Raw genomic sequence first — 23,338 nt, forward strand, 5'->3', positions numbered from 1 at the left:
GGCGTGTCGTGCACCCACAGCGAGGAGGGGGTGGGCGGGATCAGACCCAGCCCTTGGCGCGCGCCACCCGTTCGGCACTTTGCGCTCCGTTCGGCAGCTTGAACTGCCGAACGGAACCGAAACTGCCGAACGCCGCATCTTTCGCACGCCATGCGCACGCCAGACAGGATGCACAGCATGGATCACGACCCCGGCGCGGAGCTCGTCGCGCTGTACGACGACGGTCGTCCGGTCGGCGTCGCGCCACGCCACCGCGTGCGAGCCCGGAACCTCCCGCACGCGGCGACAGCCGTCGTCGTGCGGAACACGGCGGGCGACGTCTACGTGCACCGGCGCACCAACGGCAAGGACGTCTACCCCGGTCGCTACGACTTCTGCGCGGGCGGTGTGGTCCGCGCCGGGGAACTGCCCGCAGACTCCGCCGCACGCGAGGTCGCCGAGGAGCTCGGCGTGACCGGCGTCCAGTTGCTGTCGTTGGGCGAGTCCGACTACGCCGATGTCAGCGCCCGCTACCACGCCTTCCTGTTCACCTGCACCTACGACGGCACCATCACGTGGCAACCGGACGAGGTCGCCTGGGGAGCATGGGTCGCACCTCGCCGGCTCGCGACCATGATCGACGAGCTCGACTTCGTCCCCGACTCGGTCGCACTGCTGCATCGCTGGCTCGACGCCCTGCGCGCGTAGCCCCTGGTGCCCGCACGCTGCCGAGCCGCGGGATCAGACCCAGCCCTTGGCGCGCGCCACCCGGACCGCCTCGTGCCGGTTGGTCACGCCGAGCTTCGCCACGGCGGAGGACAGGTAGTTGCGCACGGTGCCGGGCGCGAGCGCGGCGCGGTCGGCGATCTCCTCCACCGGTGCGCCGTCGGCGGCCAGCTCCAGCACGTCCGCCTCGCGCGCCGTGAGCGGCGAGTCGCCCGCGGCGATGGCGTCCGCCGCCAGCTCCGGGTCGACGTACCGTCCGCCGGACGCGACCTGCCGGATCGCGGCGGCCAGCACCGTGGCCGACACGGTCTTGGGCAGGAACCCCCGCACCCCGGCCCCGAGCGCCTTCTTGAGGTGCCCGGGTCGCCCGTGCCCCGTGACGATGACGATGCCGCAGTCCGGCACCTCCGTCCGGACGGCCTCGGCCACCTCGATCCCGTCGGCGCCCGGCATCTGCAGGTCGAGCACCGCGACGTCCGGCCGGAGGTGCCGCACGACGGCGACGGCCTCGGTCCCAGAACCCGCCACGGCGATCACGTCCAGGTCGTCCTCCAGGTCCAGGAGCTGGGCGACGGCGTCGCGGATGAGAGTCTCGTCGTCGGCGAGGACGATGCGGATCATGCGGCAGCTCCGGGAGCGTTCGGGACGCGCGCCACCACGGTGAACCGATCACCGTGGGCCGCCACGTCGAGGGTGCCGCCCGCGGCGGCCAGTCGTTCGCGCAGGCCGGCCAGCCCGGTCCCGCCGGGCACACGGGGCTCACCGAGTCCCGCGGCGTCGGGCCCGCCGGACACGACGCCGTCGTTGACGATGCGCAGCTCGGTCGTCGCGCCGTCGTCGTCGAGCTCCAGCCGGCACTCGGTCGCCCGCGAGTGCCGCACCACGTTGGTCACGGCCTCGCGCACCACCCAGGCCAGGGCCTCCTGCTGCGGCGTGCCCAGCGGCGGCACCGCACCGATGACGCGGACCGCGATCCCGGCGGCCCGCAGCACGGACCGCGCCCCGGCCAGCTCGGTGGCCAGGTCGGTCGAGCGATACCCGGCGACGACGCCGCGCACCTCGCGCAGCGACTCCTGCGCGAGGGTGCGGACCTCGTCCATCTCCTCGGCGGCACGGGGGTCGCCGCGCCGGGCCAGCGCGGCGGACAGGTCGCTCTTGACGGCGACGGCGGACAGCGCGCGCCCGACGACGTCGTGCATGTCGCGGGAGATCCGCAGCCGCTCCTCGGCGACGGCGAGCCGGCCGGCCACCTCGCGCGACGCCTCGAGCTCGCGCACCACCTCGACGATCCACATCGAGATGCGCACGGTTCCCGTCCAGAACAGCACCAGGGCGTAGAGGAACACGGCACCCACGACCGCGCCGCCGCTGAACGAGCCGTCGAGGACCCAGGTGACCAGGACGACCACCGGCACCCACAGCGCGACCACGGTCAGCGTCCGCATCGCGAACCCGGTCGCCAACGCTCCGCAGGTCGCGGCGCCGCAGACCGCGATCGTCAGGGCCCGCGCGTCGCGGCCCAGGGCGTCGTCCGGCGCCCCGGGCAGCACCACCAGCGCGAGGACGACGACGGCGGCGGTCGCGACGAGCAGGGCGATCACGACCGGGTGCAGCCTGCCGCCCGCGACCAACGGCCGGTCGAAGCCGACGTGCACCGTCGCGAACGCCGTCCCGATGTGGACCAGGGCGGCGACGGCGAGCGCTCCGAGCGCGACGGCCGACGGCAGCGGGTCGTGCTCCGCCAGCGCGACGACCGCGTACAGGTAGAAGAAACCCTCCAGCGGCACGAACAGGTACAGGCTGATCCGCGTGTAGATCTCCACGCCCCGGGCACCACCGGCCAGCGAGGCGGCCGGCCGGTGCGACGCCGTGCGAGGTGCGGTGGTGGGCTCGGAGGTCACGTCGTCAGCCTGCCACGTCTCGGGTGCCGTGGGGGTCAACGTCGCGGCGCCCAACGCATCCCACGCCGTGCGGCCAGGATCCCGAGGGCCGTCCACCCGACGAGCACCGCCGTCGGCAGGGCTGCCGCGCCGAACGTCTCGACGAACGACAGCGTCCGCCCGGCGGCGTCGGTCCCGTTCAGTCCGAGCAGGACGAGCTCGGAGACGGGGTGCAGCGGCGTGAACCGCGCGACGGTGCTGAGCGGGCCGATGTCCGGGGTCGGGAACATCCCGGCGAAGGGCAGCACGAGGACGATGACCGGCAGCGTCGTGAGCTGGACCGACTCCACCGTCCGGGAGAATCCGGCGGTCGCGGCGGCGAGCGCCCCGAGCACCGCCGCCCCGCCCAGCACGGCGACGAGCAGCAGCACCGGGTTGGTCATGCCCGGCGGCCCGATCACCACGGCCACCGCCACGTACCCGAGCACGAGCTGGGCGAGGGTGACGACGACGGCGGGCAGCGCGGGTGCGAGCAGCGCCTCGACGCGGGTGGTCGAGCCGGTGAGGAGCCGTTGGAGCACCCGGTCCTCCCGGCGCGCCACGTACGCGGTGGTGAGGTTGTAGTAGACGACGAAGATCAGCGCGACGACGAGCAGCATGACGAGCACCGCCGCCGCGACGTCGGCACCGGAGGCCCCGTCGCCGCCCACCCCGCCGAGCAGGCCGAACAGGCCGACGAACCCCACGGGGAGCAGCAGCGCGTTGGTGAGTGCAGCACGGTTGCGGACCAGGAGCAGGGTCTCGGCACGGGCGAGGGCCAGCAGCCGTCGGGTGCGCGACGCCGTGGGTCGCGGGGTCCGGCCACCCGCGGTCAGGGTGGTGCTGGTGGTGGTCATGCCGCGACCTCCTCGTCGACGTCGGCGCTCTGCGCCAGGGACAGGAAGGCCTGCTCGAGGGAGGCCGACCGCGCCTCGAGCTCCTCCAGCCGCAGGCCGCGCTCGCGGGCCCAGGCCAGCAGGACCTCCAGGTCCCCCTGCAGGCTGGTGGTCCGCAACCGGACCCGGCCCCGCTCGACGTCGGCGGCCACCAGACCCGGGAGCACCGGCAGGTCCGTCGTCGCGAGGGTCAGCGCGGCACCCGGGCCGTCGTGCGGGAGGAACTCGATCCGTGCCGGTTCGGCGGAGACGGCCTCGGCCACGGTGCCCTCGCGTACCACCCGACCGGCACGCATGATCGCGACGCGGTCGGCGAGCTCCTCCGCCTCCTCGAGGTAGTGCGTGGTCAGCAGGACGGTGACCCCGTCCTCCAGCAGCCCGCGCACGAGCCGCCACACCGCACGGCGGCTCTCGGGGTCCAGGCCGGTGGTGGGCTCGTCGAGCACCAGCAGCTCCGGGCGGCCGAGGATCGCGAGCGCCAGGTCGAGCCGCCGGCGTTCACCGCCGGAGAGGCTGCCCACCCGCACGTCGGTGCGGGAGGTGAGCGCCAGGTCGTCGAGCACCTCCTCCACGGGGCGTGGGCGGGCGAGAGTGCCGGCCCACAGGCGCATCGTCTCGACGGTGGTCAGGTCGGAGGAGAAGCCGGCCTCCTGGAGCATCACACCCAGGCCGCCGACGATCCGCGCGCGCTCGCGGTACGGGTCGTGCCCGAGCACCCGGATCTCGCCGGCGTCGGCGGGGGCCAGACCCTCGACCAGCTCGACCAGCGACGTCTTGCCGGCGCCGTTGGTGCCGAGCAGGGCCAGCAGCTCGCCGCGCCGGACGTCGAGGTCGACGCCGCGCACGGCCTCGAACAGGCCGTACCGACGCCGGGCCCCGCGGACGGAGACGATCGGTTCGTAGGTCATGCCTCGAGCCTGCCGCCCCGACGTCACCGCAGGTAGTGCCCCGTCTCACCGGTGGCGATGAAGTTCCCACCGGACAGGCATGACATCTGTCAGGCGGGTACCTCGCCGCCCGGCACCGACGGCGCGGGCGGGCTCAGCGTGCGGCGCCGATCCCGGTGGCGCGGAGCAACGCCGTCGGGCCGAACGACACGTTCTGGTCGACGGCCACCTCGACCCGGCGCCCCTCGCCGTCCCCGCCGAAGGTCAGGCGGACGTCGAGGGCGAACGGCGTGCCTCGACCCAGCAGGCGGCACGTCAGCTCGTCCGGGGCGGTCCAGGCGGCGGCGCCGGCGCCGGGCAGGTCCTCCCCGTCGATCTCTGCCCTGCCGAGCACCCACCGGCCGACGCCGCAGCGCACCACGTGCTGCTCGGCGCGGTCCTCGACGGTCCAGGACAGCACGATCTCGTCGCCGTCCCGGTCGACGGCGACGGTGCGCCACCGCAGGAACGACGCCGCGTGGTCCGACGGCGATCCCGGCGCCGGACCGTCCGCCGCGGCCGGGGCTGCGTCGTCGGGCGGGCCGAGCGTGAAGGCGGAGCCGCGCACGAAGTCCTCGAGCGGCACGTGCGACGCTCCGCGGGGCAACGCGACGGTCCGGTCGCCGAGCGAGTGCGGCGCGCCGTCGTCGTCGGGTCGTGAGGCGCCGGCCGGGGCGCCGTCCGGGGCGCTGCCGGCGGTCTCGCGCAAGCACTCGAGGACCGCCTCGAGCTCGGTGGCGGTCGCGGTCGTGCCGGACGTCAGCACCGCCACGGCGTCGCGCTCGGGCCACACCACGCAGAACTGCCCGAACGCGCCGTCGGCACGGTACGCGCCACCGCGGCAGCGCCAGAACTGGTAGCCATAGCCCTGCTCCCAGTCGGCGTTCTGGTCGGGGCCGTTGGGCACCTGGGCGGCTGTCATCTCGTCGACCCACGCGGCCGGGACGAGCTGTTCGCCGCGCCAGGTGCCCCGTTGCAGCAGCAGCTGGCCGAACACGGCGAGGTCCTCGGTGGTCAGCCGCAGGCCGTAGCCGCCGACGTCGATCCCCTGCGGGCACTGCTCCCAGGTGGCGCCCGCGATGCCCAGCGGGGCGAGCAGGCGCGGCGTGAGGTAGTCGAGCAGCCGCTCGCCGGTGAGCCGGTGCAGGATCGCCGAGAGGAGGTACGTGGCGCCCGTGTTGTAGACGAAGCGCGTCCCCGGCTCGTGGGTCACCGGCGCGGCGAGGATCGCCTGCGCCCAGCTCGGCCCGGGGACGTGCAGGTTCGTCAGGGTGAAGTTCATCGTGTCGGTGCCGTGGCCGGACGTCATCGTCAGCAGGTCACGGACAGTCATGGCGGCCAGGTTGTCGCCCGGGTCTGCGGGGGCGTCGTCGGGCAGCAGGTCGATCACGCGGTCGTCGGTGCGGAGCAGGCCCTCGTCGACGGCGAGGCCCACGGCGGTGGCCGTGAACGACTTGGACACCGAGAACATCGTGTGCGGCTCGTCGGGGGCGTAGGGGTGCCACCACTCCTCGGCGACGACGACGCCGTGGCGCAGCACCATGAGGCTGTGCACGTCACGGATGCCGTCGAGCGTCTCGGCGAGCCGCGCCAGCGCGGCGCGGTCCACCCCCTGCGACTCGGGGGTGGCGCGGGGCAGTCGGGCTGTGGTCGGTGTCGTCGTCGGCACGGGCCCAGTGTGCCGCACGGCTGCGGCGAGCGTCAGGTGCGGGCGTGGGCGAGCAGGTCGACCGAGAGCGCCGCGACCGGGTGCGTGGTGACGGGGTCGGCGGGGTCCACCCAGACGAGCTCGGCCAGCTCGGCGCGAGGCTCGGGCTCGAACCCGGCCGGGAGCTCGACGGCGAACGCGTCGGCGACGACGACGTGGTCCGGCTCGTTCGCGGCCGACGCGCTGAAGCTGCCCAGCGGGACGGCGGCGTCCGGGTCGACGACGAGGCCGATCTCCTCGGCGCACTCGCGCACGAGCGCCTGCACCGGCGACTCACCGGGCTCCGGTTTGCCGCCCACCTGCATGAAAGCGCTGGTGCCCCGCTTGCGGACCAGCAGGAACCGGCCGTCGCGCACGATCACCGCGGCCACGACGTGGATGGTCCTCACGGCTGGTCCGCGACCTCCTCCAGGATCGTGCCGTCGAGCGCCTTCACGACGAGCGGCACCCCGACCAACCCCGTCGCCGCGATGTCGGGGTCGTCGTCGGAGGCGTCGTCGTACCCGCTCGGTGCGGACGGCGGCGGGGCGGTCTGCTCCCGCGCCCGGGAGGCTGCCGCGGCCTGCTCGGCCGCCTGGCGCGGCGTCTGCGCGGGGGCCGACGGCGGCACGTCGGGGCGCTGCGGCGCCACGGTGGGAGGTGCCCCGGCGCCCGGGGCGGGCGTGGCGGCCGACGCACCGTCCGAGGGCGACGCCGACGACCCGGCGAGCCAGGCGGCGTCGGCGGCGTCGGCCGCCGACTGCACGCTCTGGGCCGACTGGGCCGACTGCACGCTCTGGGCCGACTGGGGTTCGTCGGCCGGCAGCTCCCGGGGAGGTGGATCGTCCGCGCGTTCGGCGACGGAGACCCCGCCACGCGGGGAGCCGGCTGGCGCGACGGCGGCTCCTCGGGAGCCGCCGTCCTGTTCCTCGTCGGCCGCGCTCGGCCGCGGCGGGGTCGGCGGCTGGGCAGGTCCGGGCGCGCCGACGGTGGTCTCGAGGCGGACCTGCACCCCGAGGGTCTGGAACACGGCGTCGACCACCGCATCGACGTGGCGCGGCTGGGCCGAGAACGTGCGCGCCATGCCCTCGGCGTCGAAGGCGATCCGGAGCACGCCCCCGGACAGCGAGGCCACCTGCGCGTTGGGGCCCACCAGGGCGCGGGTGACCGGGCTGGACAGGTTCGCGACCACCTCGTCCCACCGACGGCGGACGAGCTCGGCCGTCACCTCGGGCGTACCCGGGGACGGCTCCGCCGCCGCTGCGGGGGTGTGCACCGCCGCGGTGTCGGGCTCCGGCTCGGCCGCGGGCGTGGCCGGCGGCTCGTCCTGCGGCGCAGGCGCTGGCGCTGCAGCCTGGACCTCGGCGACCGGCTCGGCGGCCGACCCAACGACCGCCTCGTCGGCCGACCCAGCGACCGCCTCGTCGGCCGAGGGCTCGTCGGCGACGGGTTCCCCCGCCGGCTCGTCGACGTCCGGTGCCGAAGGTTCGCCCAGCGGGCCGGCATCGGCGGTGGCGTCCTCGGCCGGCGGGTCGGCGGCGACATCCTCGGTCGGCGCCTCGCCGGCCGATGCGGACGCTGCGTCGTCGGCCTCCGGTGCGGGGGCAGCCTCGGGTGCGGAAGCAGCCTCCGGTGCTGGTGCCGACTCCGGTGCCGGTGCGGGCTCGGCCGGCGCCGCCGGAGCAGCCGAAGCAGCAGGCGCCGCCGAGGCGGCCGACCCGGCGTCCCGGGCCACGGGTCGCCGGCTCTGCTGCAGCGCAGCCCGCGCGGCCGCCGCGCCGGACAGGCCTGCCGTGGCGACGCCCTGCGCAGCACCGGCGGACGTCCCCGCCGGCTCTGGCTCCGCGCCGGACATGCCTGCCGTGCCGACGTCCTGCCCGGCACCGGCGGCGACGGGGACGCCCGTGGGCGCGGCGACGATCGCTCCCCGCTCCAGCCGGTCGATGCGCGCGGCGAGGCCGTCGGCACCGTCGTCCGCGCCGGGCAGCAGCAGCCGGGCGCAGAGCAGCTCGAGGTGCAGGCGCGGCGACGTGGCGCCGGTCATCTCGGTGAGGGCGGAGTTGACCAGGTCGGCCGCGCGCGAGAGCTCGGCCAGGCCGAGGTGCGACGCCTGCTCGGTCATCCGCTCGAGCTGGTCCGAGGGCAGGTCGCGCAGCACCGCGCCGGCGGCGTCCCCCGAGACGGCGATCACGACCAGGTCCCGCAGCCGCTCCAGGACGTCCTCGACGAACCGGCGCGGCTCGTGCCCCGTCGCGATGATCTGGTCGACCACGCGGAAGATCGAGGCGCCGTCGCGCGCCGCGAGCGCGTCCACGACGTCGTCCAGCAGGGTCGCGTGCGTGAAGCCGAGCAGGCCGACGGCCGTGTCGTACTCGACCGAACCACCGGTCGCGCCGGCGATGAGCTGGTCCATGACCGACAGCGAGTCGCGCACGGACCCCCCGCCCGCGCGGGTCACCAGCGGCACCACCCCCGCGCCGATCTGGACGCCCTCGGCGGCGCACAGCTGGTCCAGGTACGGGCCCAGGACGTCCGGCGGCACGAGCCGGAACGGGTAGTGGTGGGTGCGCGAGCGGATGGTGCCGATCACCTTGTCGGGCTCCGTCGTCGCGAACACGAACTTGATGTGCGGCGGTGGCTCCTCGACGATCTTCAGCAGCGCGTTGAAGCCCTGCTGGGTGACCATGTGGGCCTCGTCGAGGATGAAGATCTTGTACCGGTCGCGTGCGGGGGCGAACGTCGCCCGCTCGCGCAGGTCGCGGGCGTCGTCCACGCCGTTGTGCGACGCCGCGTCGATCTCGACGACGTCGAGCGACCCCGAGCCGCCGCGGGCCAGCTCCACGCACGAGGGGCACTCCCCGCAGGGGGTGTCGAGCGGCTTCTCGGGGGTGTTGCGCGCGCAGTTGAGCGTGCGCGCGAGGATGCGTGCCGACGTCGTCTTGCCGCAGCCGCGAGGCCCGGAGAAGAGGTAGGCGTGGTTGACGCGCCCGCTGCGCAGCGCCTGCATGAGCGGCGCGGTGACGTGCTCCTGGCCGATCACCTCGGCGAAGGTCTCGGGCCGGTAGCGGCGGTACAGAGCGGTGGACACGCACGCAACGATAGACGCCGGGGCCGACACGGACACCTCCCGGCCTCCCGCCGCTCGCCACCACGAATGTTAGTGACTAACATTGTGTCGTGGCCACCCTCACCCCACGGTCCCTGCGCACCCGGGCACGCATCCTCGACGCCGCCCTGGACCTGTTCGAGCGCCAGGGCTACGACGCGACGACGGTCGCCCAGGTCGCGGCGGCGGCCGGCGTCACGCAGATGACGTTCTTCCGCCACTTCCCGACCAAGGACTCCGTCCTCGTCTCCGACCCCTACGACCCGCTGCTCGCCCGCGCCGTCGCCGCCCAGCCCCGCGACCTCGGCCCCGTCGAGCGCGTCCGGCGCGGCCTGCTCGCCGCCCTCGGCACCATCGAGCCGGTCGAGGACGCCACGGCCGAGCGTCGCGTCCGGCTCGTCGCCGCGCACCCGGCCCTGCGCGCCGCCGTCGCGGCGGCCACCGCCGACACCGAGCGGGCGATCACCGACGCCCTCGTCGCCGACGGCGTCCCCCGCTTCGACGCCGCCGTCGCCGCCGCGGCCTGCCTCGGCGCCTGCACCGCCGCCCTCCTCGCCATGCCGGACCTGCTCGACCGGCCCGACCCGACCGACCGAGGAGCCGACCCGACCGACGGCGGACGCCACCTCGGCGCGGTCGTCACCCGCGCGCTCGCGCTCCTCGGGGAGTCCTCATGACCGTGCTCGCCCTGCACGACCTGCACCACCGGTTCGGCGAGCGCACGGCGCTCGCCGGCCTGTCCGTCGCCGTCGGCCCCGGGGAGGTCGTCGCGTTGGTCGGCCTCAACGGCGCCGGCAAGACGACGGCGCTGCGTGTCCTGACCGGCCGGCTCCGCCCGGCGGGGGGCACCGCACGGGTGCTCAGCGCGGACCCCGCCACGCTGGGCCCGACGGCGGCACGCCGGTTCGGCCACGTCGTCGGCGCCGCGCTGGTCTCGCCGGACCTCACGGTCACCGAGAACGTCCGCACCGCGGCGCTGCTGCACGGCGTCCCGCGAGCGGAGGTCGCGACCGTGGGCTCCGCCGTCGTGCAGCGCCTGGACCTGGAGGTGTGGGCCCACGCCCGGGCCCGCACGTTGTCCGCCGGCAACGCTCAGCGTCTCGGGATCGCCTGTGCGGTGGTGCACGGCCCGTCGGCGCTGGTGCTCGACGAACCGACCTCCGCCCTGGACCCGCGGGGCGTGGTCCTCGTGCGCGAGCTGGTGCGCTCCCTGGCCGACGCCGGCGCCGGCGTGCTGGTCTCCAGCCACCACCTGGACGAGGTGGCGCGCGTGGCGGACCGCGTCGTCGTCGTGCACGGCGGTCGCGACGTCGGGGAGCTCGCGCCCGGACCCGAGATGGAACGACGGTTCTTCGCTCGCGTGCTCGAGGCGGACGCCGCCGTGCCCGCGCCCGGTGGTGCGGCATGACCGGGCTCGGCACCGCGGTGCGGGTGGAGACGCTCGCGTGGCGCCGTTCGGCGGTGCAGCGGATCGCGACGCCGCTGCTGGTCCTCCTGGTCCCGGTCGCCGCGGTGGGCCTGGTGGCGCTGGCCCGGTCGGGCGCCGTCGTGGGTGCCGGGGCGGCCAAGCTGGCGCCGTACGCGACGGGCGACGCGGCGACCACGCAGCTGGTGGCGGCCGGGCAGGTGCTCTCGGTCGCGGCCCTCCTCGCGACCGGCTTCGCCGCGGCGGCGGCGTTCGCCCAGCCGTTGGCCGACGGCCGCGCCGGGGCGTACTTCGGGCTGGCGACGCCGCGCTCGACGGTGGCGCTGGCCCGCTGCCTGGTGCTGCTCGGCTGGGCCGCGGCGTGTGCGGCAGGGGCGGTCCTGCTGGCGGTGGCGGCGTCCGCCGTGGCATCGGCCGGGCTGGGCGCCGAGGCGTGGGCCGCGGGGGGCCGGGCCCTGGTGGCCGGCCTGCTCGCCGCGGGGCTCGCGCTGCCCTTCGGCGCGGTGGCGACGGCGACCCGGAGCCCGCTGGCGACGGTGGGCGCGCTGATCGGCGTCGTGGCGGTGACCCAGATGGTGGTGCTGGTGGGCGGCGGCGCCTGGTTCCCGTACGCGGTGCCGTCGCTGTGGACGGGCATGGGCGGTCCGGCCGCCGCGTCCGCCGTCGGGCCGGTCGGGCTGTTGCTGGCGGCGGCGGCGGTGCCGGTCGGCCTCGCTGTCGTCGCCTGGCAGTGGCGCCGGCTCACCGACGTCTGAGCGTTGACGCAGCGGCCCCTCACGCCTAGTGTTTAATCGATTCAACCCGCCACCCGGAGGACCGATGACGATCCACCTCGCGGGCGACTCCACCGTCGCCCCCACCGACCACGGCGCCACCTCGGGCCACCCGGAGGTCCCGCTGCTGGGCTGGGGGGACGAGCTCGCCGCGCTGCTGGACGACGACGTCCGGAACCTGGCGATCGGCGGCGCCACCACCAGGTCGTTCCGCGACGAGGGCCACTGGGATCGCGTGACCGAGGCGTTGCGGCCGGGCGACACCGTGATCATCCAGTTCGGTCACAACGACCAGAAGGACCCGGCCGAGCTGGCCGCCGAGGGCGGGTACCGCCGTCGGCTCACGGAGTTCGTCACCGAGGTGCGCGACGCCGGAGCCCGCCCCGTCCTGGCCACCAGCGTCGAGCGCCGCTGGTTCGCCGACGACGGGTCGCTGCGCTGGTCGCACGGGTCCTACCCCGCCACCGTGCGCGCCCTGGGCAAGGAGCTCGACGTCCCGGTCGTCGACCTGACCGTCTTCACCCGGTGGCTGTACGCCTGGCTCGGTGAGGCGGCGTCGGCCGCGCTGTTCCCGCACGGCGCCGCCGCGCAGGCGGGGCTGGCCGTCGACGACGCCCTGGCGAGCGACAACACCCACTTCACCACCGCGGGCGCCCGGTACGTGGCCCGGTACGTCGCCGAGGCGCTCGTCTCGATCGACGGCGTGCACGACGGCACGGAGCCGATGGGCGCGGCGATCATGGCGGCGCAGCAGGGCTGACCGCGGCCGGTCCGCCCGCGTCACCCACCAGGTCCACGAACGCCAGGGCGGCCGGGCTCGGGTTCAGGTCGCTCCACGCGAGGTGCTGCACCCGCGACGGGCCGCGCGACACCCGCAGCACGACCACGCCCTCGGCGCCGGCGACCACCCGTTCGGGCAGCATGACCACCGCGAGACCTTCCCGGACGAGCCCCAGCAGCAGGTCCGTCGTCGGCGCCTCGAAGGCGACCTCGCGCCGCAGCCCGGCCGCGGTGAAGGCGCGGTCGCTCTGCGCCCTGCCCGGCGACCCGGCCGGGAAGTCGGCGAACGTCTCGTCCGCGAGCGCCGCGAGATCGACGCGCACCCTCCCGGCCAGCGCGTGCCCGGCACCGACCACGGCCACCAGCCGCTCCCGCGCCAGCTCCCGGTGCCGGACGCCCGACGGCGGCACGTCGGCCGGCAGCCCGAGCACCGCGACGTCGAGCTCCCCCGCGCGCACCGCCGTCACGAGCGCGTCGCTGGCCGCGACGCGCAGCGACACCGCGACCTGGGGGTGCGCGGACCGGAACGCACGGAGCGTGGCCGGCAAGTCGAGGGCCGTCACCGTCGGGATGACGCCGAGCCGGAGGGTCCCGCGCACCTGACCGGCGGCGGCGGCCGCGTCCACCGCGGCGCGCTCGGCGGCGCCCAGCGCGAGCCGCGCCGAGGCCAGGAACGCCTCCCCTGCGGCCGTGATCTCGACCCGCCGGCTCGTGCGGGCGAACAGCCGGACCCCCAGCTCCCGCTCGAGCGCCGCCACCTGGTGGCTGAGCGCCGACTGCACGACGTAGCACCGCTCGGCGGCCCGGGTGAAGCTCCCCGTCTCCGCGACCGCGACGACGTACCGCAGCTGCTGCAGCTCCATCCATCTATCGTCTCTCACGATCGAAGCAGTGACAAGCATGTGTTGGACTCATGGCTGGTGCCGGGAGCACGGTGGGTCCATGACCACCACCACCTCGCCGTCGGGCACGGCCGCTCCCCTCCCGGCGCCGGCATCGCCTGCCGCGGCGCGCCTCGGCACCACGGCGCTCACCGCCCTCACGCCGGTCGTGTGGGGCACCACCTACCTCGTCACCACCGAGCTGCTCCCCGCGGGCCACCCGCTGTTCGCCGCCGCGGCGCGCGCGCTGCCCGCCGGGCTGCTCGCCCTGGCGCTGACGCGGGTGCTGCCCCGCGGTGCGTGGTGGTGGCGGGCCGCGGTCCTCGGGGTGCTCAACATCGGCGCGTTCTTCCCGCTGCTCTTCGTGGCCGCGCAACGGCTGCCCGGCGGCGTGGCGGCCACCATGGGGGCCGCCACCCCGTTCGTCGTCGCGGTCCTCTCCGTCGTCGTGCTCGGGGAACGGTGGTCGCGGTGGCGACTCGCCTGGGGCGGGGTCGGCGTCGTCGGCGTCGGGTTCGTCGTGCTCGGCCCCGACGCCGGCCTCGACGTGGTCGGGGTCCTCGCCGGCCTGGGCGGTGCCGCCGTCATGGCGCTCGGCGTCACGCTCACCAAGAGGTGGGGTCGCCCGCCGGGCGTCGGCCCGATGGCGTTCGCGGGGTGGCTGCTCACCGCGGGCGGGCTCGCCCTGCTCCCGCTCGCGCTGCTCGACGGTGTCCCCGCGCAGGTCGACGCCCCGGCGCTGGGCGGCTACCTGTGGCTCGGGATCGTCGGCGGGCTCGTGGCCTACACCCTCTGGTTCGCCGGCATCCGTCGGCTGTCCGTGACCGCGGTGGCGTTCCTCGGCCTGCTGTCGCCCCTGACGGCGGCCGCCCTGGGGGCCGTGGTGCTCGGGCAGTCGCTGGACCCGCTGCAGGTCCACGGGTTCGCCCTGGCGCTGCTGGCGATGGCCGCGGGGCAGGTCGTGCCGCGGCGGCGGGCCAGGGCGTCGGTCACCCGCGCGGACGAGCCGTGCCGGCTCACTCCCGGGCGCGCAGCCTGACGGTCGGCAGGGGTGGGGCGGGCAGCGCTGGCGGCTGGTCCGGTGGGAAGGGCCCGAACAGTGCCGGCGCTCCCGCGTCCCGAGGGTCGGCGGGCTCGAACCCGAGCTCCGCCTGGTAGCGGCGGCGGAACTCGACGATCTCGTCGTGATCACGCCCGACGAAGTTCCACCACATCACGATCTGCTCGTCCAGCGGCACACCGCCCAGGAGGACGACCCGCCCACCCGCGGCTCCCGCGGCGATGGTCAACGACTCCGACCCCGGTGGGACGTACGCCAGGGACCGGTGCTCGACGGTGGTCGAGTCCACCACGACGTCGTCGCTCTCGGCGAGCACGGCGTGCTCGAGGTCGGCGCGGACGTCCAGCCGCACGGAGGCGCCGGGATCGAGCACCAGCTCGGCGCCGAGCAGGTCAGGTGTGCGGGTCTCGACCGGCGACACCGAGCCCAGGAGCTCACCGAGGAACACCCGTGCCGTCGCCCCGGGCAGCGCGACGGGCTCCGGGGTGTAGCGCACGAACGCGTTCTCGCCGTGACGGGTCTCCTCGGGCAGGGCGTACCAGAGCTGCACGCCGTGCAGCACGCTGGTCCCCGGGTCGCTGATCTCCTGGTGGGTGATGCCGCGCCCCGCGATCATCAGGTTGAGCGAGCCCGGGACGATCGACGCCGCGTTCCCGCCGGAGTCCAGATGGTTCACGCTCCCCGTGAACAGCCAGGACACCGTGGCCAGCCCGGTGTGCGGGTGTCGTGGCACCAGCATGCCGCCGGTGTCCGCGACGTCGTCAGGACCGAAGTGGTCCAGGAAGCACCACGCCCCCACCAACGACCGCTTCCGCTGGGGCAGCGTGCGGTACACGTTCATCGCGCGGGGTCCGCCGAGGGCCACGGGGCGGGCCTCGAGGACCTGGACGGCGGCGTGCGATCCGCCGGGACCGAGGAGCTCCAGCTCGGGGCGGCTGTCGAGGTTGGTCATCGGACGAGCGCTCCCTCGTGGTCGCGCGGCCGCACCGGGTGCCCGCTGAGGACGGAGATCGTGTTGAACGCGTTGATCGCGACGGCCACCCACTCGGCGGCCGCGAACGTCGCGTCGCCGAGGACGGCCCGGGCACCGGACAGCTCGGCAGCGGCCCCGTCGTCGAGCGGGAGGACCGTCGCGGCCTCGGCCACGGCGAGCACGGCCCGTTCGCGGTCGCCGAGCACGCCCGTCTCTCGCCAGGCCGGCAGGAGGTCGAGCTGCTGCTGCGGGACGCCGGCCTCCCTCGCTTCCCGTGAGTGGAGGTCCAGGCAGAACGAGCAGCCGTTGAGCTGCGACGCACGCACCTTGATGAGCTCGGACTCCTGCGCGAGGAGCCCTCGCTCCTCGGCTGCCGCACGGACAACCGCCGAGAAGGCCACCACGGCGCGCCACGCCTCGGGCACGGCTTTGTCCAGGAACGGGCGCCTGGACGGTTCGGCGAGCTCACTCATGGCACGACTCAAGACCGTGTTCCCGGCACAGGGTCAAGCCCGCGCCTCGCAGTGGCGCACCCGTCCGTTGGTAACGTCTGACTGAGCCCCCGTGCTCGGCATCGGTGGGGACGGCGTCACCGTCCCTCGGGCAGCCCGCCCGATGCCGCATGACCGAGGAGAAGAACCGGTGCACCTCGTCGGAAGAACGTCGGAGCTCGAGACGGTCGAGCAGGTCCTGGGCGAGGCTCTCTCCGGGCGGAGCCGAGCGCTCGTCGTCCTGGGAGAGGCGGGCATCGGCAAGACGGCCCTGCTCGACCATGCCGCCGACGTGGCCGCACCGGCCGGGTTCACCGTGGTGCGCGTCGTCGGGCACGAGTCCGAGCAGCAGCTCGCGTTCGCAGGGCTCCACCAGCTGTGCGCGCCGCTGATGGAGCATGCGCACGTCCTGCCCGCCCCCCAGCGGACCGCCCTGGACGTCGCGCTGGGCAGAGGGTCGGGCCCGCCCCCGGACCTCTTCCTCGTCGGGCTCGCCACGCTCTCGCTGCTCGCCGAGAGCGCCGAGCACGGGCCGCTGCTCTGTCTCGTGGACGACGGGTCGCTGCTCGACGTCGCCTCGGCGCAGGTCATCGCGTTCGTCGCACGGCGGCTCGCCGCCGAGAGACTGGCACTGATCATCGCCACCCGACAGCTCACCGACGAGCGGGGATCGCACTTCGCAGGTCTCCGTTCCCACACGATCCACCCCCTCGGAGACTCCGACGCCCGAGCCCTGCTGGCATCGACCGTCCGCACGCCGATCGGCGACGTCCTGAGAGACCGGGTGGTCGCCGAGGCTCGGGGCAACCCGCTCGCGCTGCTCGAGCTGCCCCGGACCGCCAGAGCGAGTCAGCTGGCGAGCGAGCTGGCGGTGCCCGTGCCCCTGACGGCGCCTCGCCGTGTCGAGGAGGCCTATCGCCAGCGTGCTGCAGCGCTACCGCAGGACACCCGACGACTGCTGCTCGTCGCCACGGCGGAGCCGACGGGCGACCCGGTGGTGCTCTGGGCGGCCGCCGCGCACCTCGGCATCCGGCCCGACGCCGCCGCTGCGGCGGAGGATGCCGGCCTGCTCGAGATCGGGTCCAGGGTGAGCTTTCCGCACCCCCTCGCTCGGTCAGCCGTCTACGGCGGGGCCCACCCGGCCGACCGCCGCCAGGCGCACGACGCGCTCGCGCACGCCGTCGACACCCGGACCGACCCCGATCGTCGCGCCTGGCATCGCGCGAACGCGATCCTCGGGACCGACGAGACGGTCGCGGCCGAGTCGGTCGCCGCGGCCGAACGAGCGATCGCCCGCGGCGGTTTCGCGGACGCGGCGGCGCTGCTGGAGAGGGCCACGGAGCTCACCCCCGACCCCGGCGTGCGGGCAGGGCGGGCGATCCTCGCCGCGCAGGCCATGCACGAGGCAGGCGCGCCGGACCAGGCGCTGCGCCTGCTGGCCGTCGCGGAGGAAGGCTCGCTGGACGACCTCGATCGCGCGCGGGTCTCCCTGTACCGGGCGATGATCGACTTCGACACGACGTCCGGGGACGGGGCACCCGCTCGTCTCCTGGAGGCGGCCGAGACGCTCGCACCTCTCGACCCCGCCCGGTCGCGGGAGGCCTACCTGCTCGCCCTGAACAGCGCAGTCGTCGTCGGTGGCGCGCCCGGCCACGTCAGCGCCGAGGACGTCGCCGCGGCCGCGAGGCACGCCCCGGCCCCGCTCAGCCCGCCCGAGCCGGCCGACCTCCTCCTCGACGCGCTGGTCAGCGCCTACACGAACGGTCTCGCGGACGCCGTCACCGAGATCGGCCACGCGTTGTCGGCGTTCGAGCCGTACGACCCGGCCGGCGAGGGCCCGCTGCACGAACGCACCGGCCGGTGGCTCGTGCTCGCGGCCCGCACCGCCGGCGCGGTGCTCGACGACCAGACGACCCATCGCCTCCTGCGCCGCAACGTCGAACGGGTCCGTGGCGCCGGCTCCCTGACGGCCCTTCCCCCGGCGCTCATCCATCTCGCGTGCGTGCTGGTCCTCAGGGGCGACTTCGCGAAGGCCGCGGACCTCGCCGCCGAGAGCAGGGCCGTCGCCCGGGCCACCGGCGTCGTCCCCCTCGCCTCCGCGGACCTGCTCCTCGCCGCGTGGCGCGGGCGTGAGGACGACGCGAGCCGGCTCTCGGCGACGTCCGTCGCCGACGACGCCGGCGCGGCCGGCGGTGTCGCGCAGTACGCCCTGGCCGTGTCCCGCAACGCGAGCGGTGACTACGCCGGAGCCGCCGACGCCGCGGTGCGCGCGAGCCGGTCGCCCGAGCTCTTCGTCCGCAGCCTCGCGCTCCACGAGCTGGCCGAAGGGGCCGTCCGTGGGGCGCGACGCGACGACGCCCTCCCTGCGTTGCACGAGCTCACCGTCCTGTCCTCCGCGTGCGGGACGCCCATGGCACGTGGCCTCGCCGCCCTGGCTCGGGCGCTCCTCGTCGACGACAGCGCTGCCGACGCCGGCACTGCCGAGGACCACTACCGCGAGGCGATCGACCAACTCGGCGCCACCCGCATGGCCGCGCACCTCGCCCGCGCTCACCTCCTGCACGGCGAGTGGCTGCGCCGCCGCGGCCAGCGCCAGGCTGCGCGCAAGGAGCTCCGCATCGCGCACGAGTCCTTCGTCGCCATGGGAGCCGCGGTGTTCGCCGAGCGAGCTGCGCGTGAGCTCCGGGCGACCGGGGAGCACCCGCGAGCACACGGCGCAGGGCCGTCCACGGCGCTGACGGACCACGAACGTCATATCGCACGGCTCGTGGCGGCCGGAGCGACCTCCCGAGAGGTCGCCGCCGAGCTCTTCCTGAGCCCTCGCACGATCGAGGCCCACCTGCGCAACATCTACCGCAAGCTCGGCATCACCTCGCGTCGCCAGCTCCGTGAGCTGCTCTGAGGCGGCGCCCGGCCCTCGACCGACGCCCCGGCCTTGACCCTGTGGTCGGCACACACCGTTGGCTGGGGTGTGAGGTGCACCACACCCCCGGTGCGCCGCGGACCGAAGGAGCATCGTGCCCACACCGACCGTCGTGCTGGTCCACGGAGCGTTCGCCGACTCGTCGAGCTGGAACGAGGTCATCGCCCGGCTGGACGAGGACGACGTGCCGGTCGTCGCCGTGGCGAACCCGTTGCGTGGCCTCGCCGACGACGCGCGCTACCTCTCGGACGTCCTGGACGCGGTTCCCGGAGAGGTCGTCCTCGTCGGGCACTGCTACGGCGGGATGGTGATCACCGAGGCGGGATCGCGCGACGCCGTCGCCGCGCTGGTCTACGTCTCGGCCTTCGCTCCCGACCACGGCGAGAGCGCCGACGAGCTCGCGCGCCGGTTTCCGGGGAGCACGCTCCACGACGTGGTCTCGGGATACCCGGTCGCCGCGAGCGGGAGGGAGCTCGTCGTCCGGCGCGAGGCGTTCGCCGACCAGCTCGCGGCCGACGTGCCGGAGGTGCTCGCCGCCGCGATGAGCGCCACGCAGCGCCCGGTGGCGGAGGGCGCGCTGACGGACGTCGTCGTGAGCGCGGTCCCCGCCTGGCGGACACGTCCGAGCTGGTTCGTCTACGGCGACGCGGACCGGAACATCCCCACGGCCGCGCTGCGATTCATGGCCGACCGGGCCGGCGCCGTCGTGCGCCGGGTGATCTGGGACGGGTCGCACGCGCTGGAGGTCTCGCGGCCGGACTCCGTCGCGGACGTCATCCTCGACGCCGTGGCCGCCGTCGCGCGCAGGCCGTTGTAGCGTCACGACCATGCACACCGTCGAGAAGGCCGAAGCGCTGAAGGCGCTCCACGAAGCCCCCGAGATCCTCCGCGTCGTGAACGTCTGGGACGCGATCAGCACCCGGACGGTCGCCGACCTGCCCGGGACGCGCGCGATCGCCACCGCCGGGCACTCCATCGCCGCGAGCCACGGTTTCGCGGACGGGGAGATCCCCTTCGACGTCGCGCTGTCCGCCGTGGCGCGGATCGTGGCGGCGACCGACCTGCCGGTGACCGCCGACCTCGACGCGGGGTTCGGCGACCCCAGCGAGTCGGTCCGTCGCGCGATCGGCGTCGGCGTCGTCGGCGCGAACGTCGAGGACCGCCTCGTGCCGCTGACCGAGGCGGTGGCGAACGTCGAGGCCATCGTGCGCGTCGCCGAGCAGGAGGGCGTCCCGTTCCAGCTCAACGCACGCACCGACGCGCTGGTGCGTGGTGGCGACCGTCCGCTGTCCGCAAGCCTGGACGACGCCGTCGAACGGGGTCGGGCGTTCCTCGACGCCGGCGCGAGCCTCGTCTTCGTGCCGGGCGTCCTGGACCGCGAGTCGACCCAGCGCCTCGTCGCCGGGCTCGGCGAACGCAGGCTCAGCGTCATCGGCCTGCCCGGAGCGCTGACCGCGGCCGAGTACGAGTCGCTGGGCGTCGCCCGCGTCTCCTACGGCCCGCTCACGCAGCGCGTCGCCCTGCGTGCGCTGCGAGACCTGGCCACGGACCTCTACGGCGACGGCGTCATCCCGGAGGACACGCCCGCGCTCAACTGAGGCGTCCCGCACCTGATGGCCGAGGGCGCGGTCAGCGCGGCAGCGCGGCGGTGGCGGCGACGACGCTGTTGACGACGACCGCGGTGACAGTGCGGGTGACCGCCTGGGCGGAGGCCTCCGCTCCCCAGCTGCCCTCCTGGAGCTCCTCGGCGCGCGCGATCACCGGCGAGGTCCACGGGATGTCGCGGTCGAGCTGGGGCATGGTGCCGCTGCCGTAGAGCAGGGCTGCGAGCGCGGCGGTGCGCGGGGACGGTTCGACCCGGTCGACGAGCACCGCGCGCACCTCCCCGAGCACCCGCGCCCTGCGGCCGCTGTCGCCCTCCTCGAGGACCCACGACGTGAACAGGCCGAGCGTCTTGCGGGTGCGCCGACGCAGGTCGCCCCGGTCGACGAGCCTGTCCAGCAGCGGCTGGCGCAGCGACGGGCCCGTGGCCGCCAGGACGGTCTGCACCCCGCGGGGCTTGCTCTCGACGTACTCCCAGCTCGTCCGCAGGAGCGGGTCCGCGGGCGGCCGGTCGCCGACGGCTCCGACGACCAGCGACCCCACCCGGCCCGTCGAGGTCTGCACCTGCTCGCTGAGGCTCAGGTCGGCGAGGACCGCGCCGGCCAGGACGTAGTACAGGGTCCCCTCGCCGGCGATGGTGCCCGAGCCGGGTTGGAACAGCAGCAGCAGGAGGTCTTCCGCCAGGGTCGGCTCGCCGGGGGCGCTCGCGCCGTCGGTGGTCCGCGGTGCGGTCTCCGGCGCGGGCCGCGCGTCGTCCGGATGGTCAGTCGTCATGTGGTGTCCTTCACCTCGTGCTCGGGCCGTCGTGCCCGCGACAGGCGGGACCGGCGGTGGAGGGCAGCCGGCGGGCCACCCTCCACCGGGTGGCGTCAGGCGCCCAGAAAGGACTTCAGGGCGTCGTTGACCTGGTCGCCGTGCGTCCAGAGCAGCCCGTGCGGGGCGCCCTCGACCTCCACGTAGGTGGCGTCCGGCAGCGCCTGACGGAACCGACGCGCGGTGGCGTCGATCGGCAGGATGTTGTCCTTCGTGCCGTGCAGGATCATCGTCGGCTTGCCGGCGGCGCGCACGGCCTCGACGTCGGTCCGGAAGTCCTCGATCCAGGCCGGGACGACGGCGTAGGCAGCGACCGGGGCACTGCGGACGGCGACGCCCCAGCTGGCCTGGACGGCCTCGGGGCTGATGAGCGAGCCGAGCGTCTCGTCGAGGTTGTAGAAGTTCTTGAAGAACTCGGTGTACCAGGCGTAGCGGTCGCCCCGGGCGGCCTCGGCGATGCCGTCGAAGACGGACTGCGGCACACCCTCGGGGTTGTCGTCACGCTGGACGAGGAACGGCTCGAGCGAGGCGAGGAACGCGAGCTTCGCGACGCGCTCGTGCCCGTGGTTGCGCACGTAGCGGGCCAGCTCGCCGGTACCCATCGAGAAGCCCACGAGCACGACGTCACGCAGGTCGAGGGTCTCGAGCACGGTGTTCAGGTCGGCGGCGAAGGTGTCGTAGTCGTAGCCGTGGTGCACCTTCGAGGACTGGCCGAAGCCGCGCCGGTCATAGGTGATCACCCGGTAGCCCTGGTCCAGCAGCTCCCGGGTCTGACGCTCCCAGCTGTGCCCGTTGAGGGGATAGCCGTGGATCAGCACCACCGGCTGCCCGGCGCCCTGGTCCTCGTAGTACAGCTCGACGGGCGTGCTGTTCTCGTTCCCTACGGTGATGTAGCCCATGCTCCTGGTCCTTTCGGTTCCGGGCCGGCGGGGGAGACGGCCGCTGCTCCCCAGTAGACGCTGTGTGGTGAGAACACGGTCAACGCCTGGGGCCGACCGGGTGGCGCGCTCACCAGGCTCGCTCGGCGGCGCGCACCTCTCCGCTCCCGACGACGGCGACCAGCTCGGCGTGATCGGTGTGCGTCTGGATCTCGCCGACGGTGTCCACGACCGTCAGCCGACCGCCCTCGCCCGGGTCCGGGTCGGGGACGATCCCCTCCGGGTCGACGAGGTAGACCTCGCGTCCCTCCAACGTCAGGCGGCGGACGACCTCGAGCAGCATCCGGCGCGACACGTCGTCGATGGAGTACACCGCGGAGACGTCGATGACGACCCGCGGTTCGGCCGGCGGCCGGTCCGTGACCTCCCGGACGACCCGTTCGGCCCCGGCGAACCGGATCCCGCCCTGCAGCCGGAGGACCCGGACCGCGCCCTCCGCGTCGCCGTGGACGCGGTTGGACCGCACGACCGCACGCGCGGCGGGCGGCACCTCCATGACGTGCAGCCCCATGTCGGAGGAGAACCGCTCGAACAACGACACGCCACGGACGCTGTTGCCGTGGGCGTCCAACCGGGGGGAGAAGGTCGCGATGCCGAGCTGACCCGGGAGAGCGCCGATGAGCCCACCGGCGACCCCGCTCTTGGCGGGGATGCCGACCTGCGTCGCCCAGTCCCCCGCGGCGTCGTACATCCCGCAGGTGGCCATGACGCTCAGCACCTGCCGCACCACCCGCTCGCCGACCACACGCTCACCGGAGAGCGGGTTGACACCGCGGTTGGCCAGCGTGGCAGCCATCAGGGCCAGGTCCCGCGCGGTGACGAGCACCGAGCACTGGCGGAGGTAGCCCTCCACCACGCCCCGGGGGGTCCTCCGTGAGGATCTCGTGGCTGCGCAGCATGTGCGCGATCGCCAGGTTGCGGTGCGCATGCTCCATCTCGGAGGCGCACGTCGCCTCGTCGACCCGCAGCCGACGGCCCGCGAACGCCGAGAGACCGTCGATCACGCGTTCCACCCGCGCGGCAGGACCGGATCCCTCCGGGCCGGTGAGCGCGTGGGCGGTCATGGCGCCGGCGTTGATCATGGGGTTGAGCGGGCGTCCGGTCCTGTCCTCGAGGGAGATCTCGTTGAACGCCTCGCCGGACGGTTCGACCCCGACCTTGGCGAGGACGGGCTCGAAACCACGGTCGAGCAGTGCCAGCGCGTACGCGAACGGCTTCGAGATCGACTGGATGGTGAACTCCACCTCGACGTCGCCGGCGCCGTAGACCTGGCCGTCGACCGTGGCGAAGACGGCGCCGAGGCGGTCGGGGTCCGCAGCCGCGAGCTCGGGGATGTAGCGAGCGGTCTCCCCGGAGTCGTCCGCCGCGACGTCGGACAGCGCCCCGTCCAGGTAGTCGGGGATCATCGACCGCACGTGCTCTCCTCCCCGGCTGCGCGA

The 23,338-nt window shown here is 74.9% G+C and carries 23 protein-coding genes; 9 read left to right on the plus strand and 14 right to left on the minus strand.

Annotated elements, in window-relative coordinates; genetic code table 11:
- Positions 1 to 177 precede the first annotated feature (177 nt).
- Positions 178 to 687: an NUDIX hydrolase gene (locus tag MWU57_RS05125; protein WP_246907704.1), complete on the plus strand. Its 510-nt coding sequence runs from the start codon at positions 178 to 180 to the stop codon at positions 685 to 687.
- Between the two features lie 33 nt (positions 688 to 720).
- Here the strand turns inward: MWU57_RS05125 and MWU57_RS05130 are convergent, their stop codons facing one another.
- From MWU57_RS05130 to MWU57_RS05160, 7 genes are all read right to left on the minus strand, one after another.
- Positions 721 to 1,326: a DNA-binding response regulator gene (locus tag MWU57_RS05130; RefSeq protein WP_106266308.1), complete on the minus strand. Its 606-nt coding sequence runs from the start codon at positions 1,324 to 1,326 to the stop codon at positions 721 to 723.
- On the minus strand, positions 1,323 to 2,606 hold the full coding sequence (locus MWU57_RS18335; RefSeq protein WP_246907707.1) for a sensor histidine kinase: 1,284 nt from the start codon (positions 2,604 to 2,606) through the stop codon (positions 1,323 to 1,325). Before MWU57_RS18335 ends, MWU57_RS05130 begins: the two co-directional genes overlap by 4 nt.
- 35 nt (positions 2,607 to 2,641) lie before the next feature.
- Entirely contained in the window at positions 2,642 to 3,481 is an 840-nt protein-coding gene (locus MWU57_RS05140) for an ABC transporter permease (RefSeq protein WP_246907710.1), read from the minus strand.
- The gene (locus MWU57_RS05145) at positions 3,478 to 4,428 is read right to left on the minus strand and encodes an ABC transporter ATP-binding protein (RefSeq protein WP_246907711.1); all 951 of its coding nucleotides are present in this window, start codon (positions 4,426 to 4,428) and stop codon (positions 3,478 to 3,480) included. The genes MWU57_RS05140 and MWU57_RS05145 overlap by 4 nt, the downstream gene beginning before the upstream one ends.
- Positions 4,429 to 4,561: 133 nt before the next feature.
- Positions 4,562 to 6,115 carry a serine hydrolase gene (locus tag MWU57_RS05150; RefSeq protein WP_246907713.1) on the minus strand — a complete coding sequence of 518 codons (1,554 nt, stop codon included), beginning with the start codon at positions 6,113 to 6,115 and terminating at the stop codon, positions 4,562 to 4,564.
- Between the two features lie 32 nt (positions 6,116 to 6,147).
- Positions 6,148 to 6,543, minus strand: coding sequence for an NUDIX domain-containing protein (locus MWU57_RS05155; protein ID WP_106266318.1), 396 nt, complete (start codon positions 6,541 to 6,543; stop codon positions 6,148 to 6,150).
- Entirely contained in the window at positions 6,540 to 9,221 is a 2,682-nt protein-coding gene (locus MWU57_RS05160) for a DNA polymerase III subunit gamma and tau (RefSeq protein WP_246907714.1), read from the minus strand. The genes MWU57_RS05155 and MWU57_RS05160 overlap by 4 nt, the downstream gene beginning before the upstream one ends.
- An 89-nt stretch (positions 9,222 to 9,310) precedes the next feature.
- Here MWU57_RS05160 and MWU57_RS05165 point away from each other — a divergent pair, with 89 nt between their 5' ends.
- The 4 genes from MWU57_RS05165 (at position 9,311) to MWU57_RS05180 (ending at position 12,198) form a co-directional block, all read left to right on the plus strand.
- Positions 9,311 to 9,916 carry a TetR/AcrR family transcriptional regulator gene (locus MWU57_RS05165; RefSeq protein WP_246907715.1) on the plus strand — a complete coding sequence of 202 codons (606 nt, stop codon included), beginning with the start codon at positions 9,311 to 9,313 and terminating at the stop codon, positions 9,914 to 9,916.
- Entirely contained in the window at positions 9,913 to 10,647 is a 735-nt protein-coding gene (locus MWU57_RS05170; protein WP_246907717.1) for an ABC transporter ATP-binding protein, read from the plus strand. Before MWU57_RS05165 ends, MWU57_RS05170 begins: the two co-directional genes overlap by 4 nt.
- Positions 10,644 to 11,420 (plus strand): ABC transporter permease, encoded by a 777-nt coding sequence (locus MWU57_RS05175; protein WP_246907718.1) that lies wholly within the window; start codon positions 10,644 to 10,646, stop codon positions 11,418 to 11,420. Before MWU57_RS05170 ends, MWU57_RS05175 begins: the two co-directional genes overlap by 4 nt.
- Positions 11,421 to 11,484: 64 nt before the next feature.
- A complete protein-coding gene (locus MWU57_RS05180) occupies positions 11,485 to 12,198 on the plus strand; it encodes a rhamnogalacturonan acetylesterase (RefSeq protein WP_246907722.1) in 714 nt (237 codons plus the stop codon).
- Here MWU57_RS05180 and MWU57_RS05185 read toward each other — a convergent pair.
- Complete coding sequence (locus MWU57_RS05185) at positions 12,176 to 13,081, minus strand: LysR family transcriptional regulator (protein WP_246907725.1); 906 nt, start codon at positions 13,079 to 13,081, stop codon at positions 12,176 to 12,178. The two genes, MWU57_RS05180 and MWU57_RS05185, sit on opposite strands and share 23 nt — an antisense overlap.
- Positions 13,082 to 13,160: 79 nt before the next feature.
- Here MWU57_RS05185 and MWU57_RS05190 point away from each other — a divergent pair, with 79 nt between their 5' ends.
- Entirely contained in the window at positions 13,161 to 14,138 is a 978-nt protein-coding gene (locus tag MWU57_RS05190; protein WP_246907726.1) for an EamA family transporter, read from the plus strand.
- On the opposite strand, the gene MWU57_RS05195 is transcribed toward MWU57_RS05190, so the two are convergent.
- Together MWU57_RS05195 and MWU57_RS05200 are read right to left on the minus strand one after the other, a co-directional pair.
- A complete protein-coding gene (locus MWU57_RS05195; RefSeq protein ID WP_246907728.1) occupies positions 14,116 to 15,111 on the minus strand; it encodes a pirin family protein in 996 nt (331 codons plus the stop codon). The genes MWU57_RS05190 and MWU57_RS05195 overlap by 23 nt on opposite strands.
- Positions 15,108 to 15,605 (minus strand): carboxymuconolactone decarboxylase family protein, encoded by a 498-nt coding sequence (locus tag MWU57_RS05200; protein WP_106266336.1) that lies wholly within the window; start codon positions 15,603 to 15,605, stop codon positions 15,108 to 15,110. The genes MWU57_RS05195 and MWU57_RS05200 overlap by 4 nt, the downstream gene beginning before the upstream one ends.
- A 169-nt stretch (positions 15,606 to 15,774) precedes the next feature.
- On the opposite strand from MWU57_RS05200, the gene MWU57_RS05205 reads away from it, so the two are divergent.
- From MWU57_RS05205 to MWU57_RS05215, 3 genes are all read left to right on the plus strand, one after another.
- On the plus strand, positions 15,775 to 18,525 hold the full coding sequence (locus tag MWU57_RS05205) for a LuxR C-terminal-related transcriptional regulator (RefSeq protein WP_246907730.1): 2,751 nt from the start codon (positions 15,775 to 15,777) through the stop codon (positions 18,523 to 18,525).
- 115 nt (positions 18,526 to 18,640) lie between these two features.
- A complete protein-coding gene (locus tag MWU57_RS05210; RefSeq protein ID WP_246907731.1) occupies positions 18,641 to 19,363 on the plus strand; it encodes an alpha/beta fold hydrolase in 723 nt (240 codons plus the stop codon).
- A gap of 10 nt (positions 19,364 to 19,373) precedes the next feature.
- Positions 19,374 to 20,144 (plus strand): isocitrate lyase/phosphoenolpyruvate mutase family protein, encoded by a 771-nt coding sequence (locus tag MWU57_RS05215; RefSeq protein WP_246907733.1) that lies wholly within the window; start codon positions 19,374 to 19,376, stop codon positions 20,142 to 20,144.
- 31 nt (positions 20,145 to 20,175) lie between these two features.
- Here MWU57_RS05215 and MWU57_RS05220 read toward each other — a convergent pair whose 3' ends face one another.
- The 4 genes from MWU57_RS05220 to MWU57_RS18345 form a co-directional block, all read right to left on the minus strand.
- A complete protein-coding gene (locus MWU57_RS05220) occupies positions 20,176 to 20,922 on the minus strand; it encodes a GPP34 family phosphoprotein (RefSeq protein WP_246907736.1) in 747 nt (248 codons plus the stop codon).
- Between the two features lie 95 nt (positions 20,923 to 21,017).
- Entirely contained in the window at positions 21,018 to 21,860 is an 843-nt protein-coding gene (locus MWU57_RS05225; RefSeq protein WP_106266342.1) for an alpha/beta fold hydrolase, read from the minus strand.
- A gap of 109 nt (positions 21,861 to 21,969) precedes the next feature.
- On the minus strand, positions 21,970 to 22,755 hold the full coding sequence (locus MWU57_RS18340) for a glutaminase (RefSeq protein WP_308221139.1): 786 nt from the start codon (positions 22,753 to 22,755) through the stop codon (positions 21,970 to 21,972).
- Entirely contained in the window at positions 22,649 to 23,305 is a 657-nt protein-coding gene (locus MWU57_RS18345; protein ID WP_308221142.1) for a glutaminase, read from the minus strand. Before MWU57_RS18345 ends, MWU57_RS18340 begins: the two co-directional genes overlap by 107 nt.
- Positions 23,306 to 23,338: the final 33 nt, after the last annotated feature.

This window comes from Isoptericola sp. S6320L (assembly GCF_023015685.1).
GTDB lineage: Bacteria > Actinomycetota > Actinomycetes > Actinomycetales > Cellulomonadaceae > Isoptericola > Isoptericola halotolerans_A.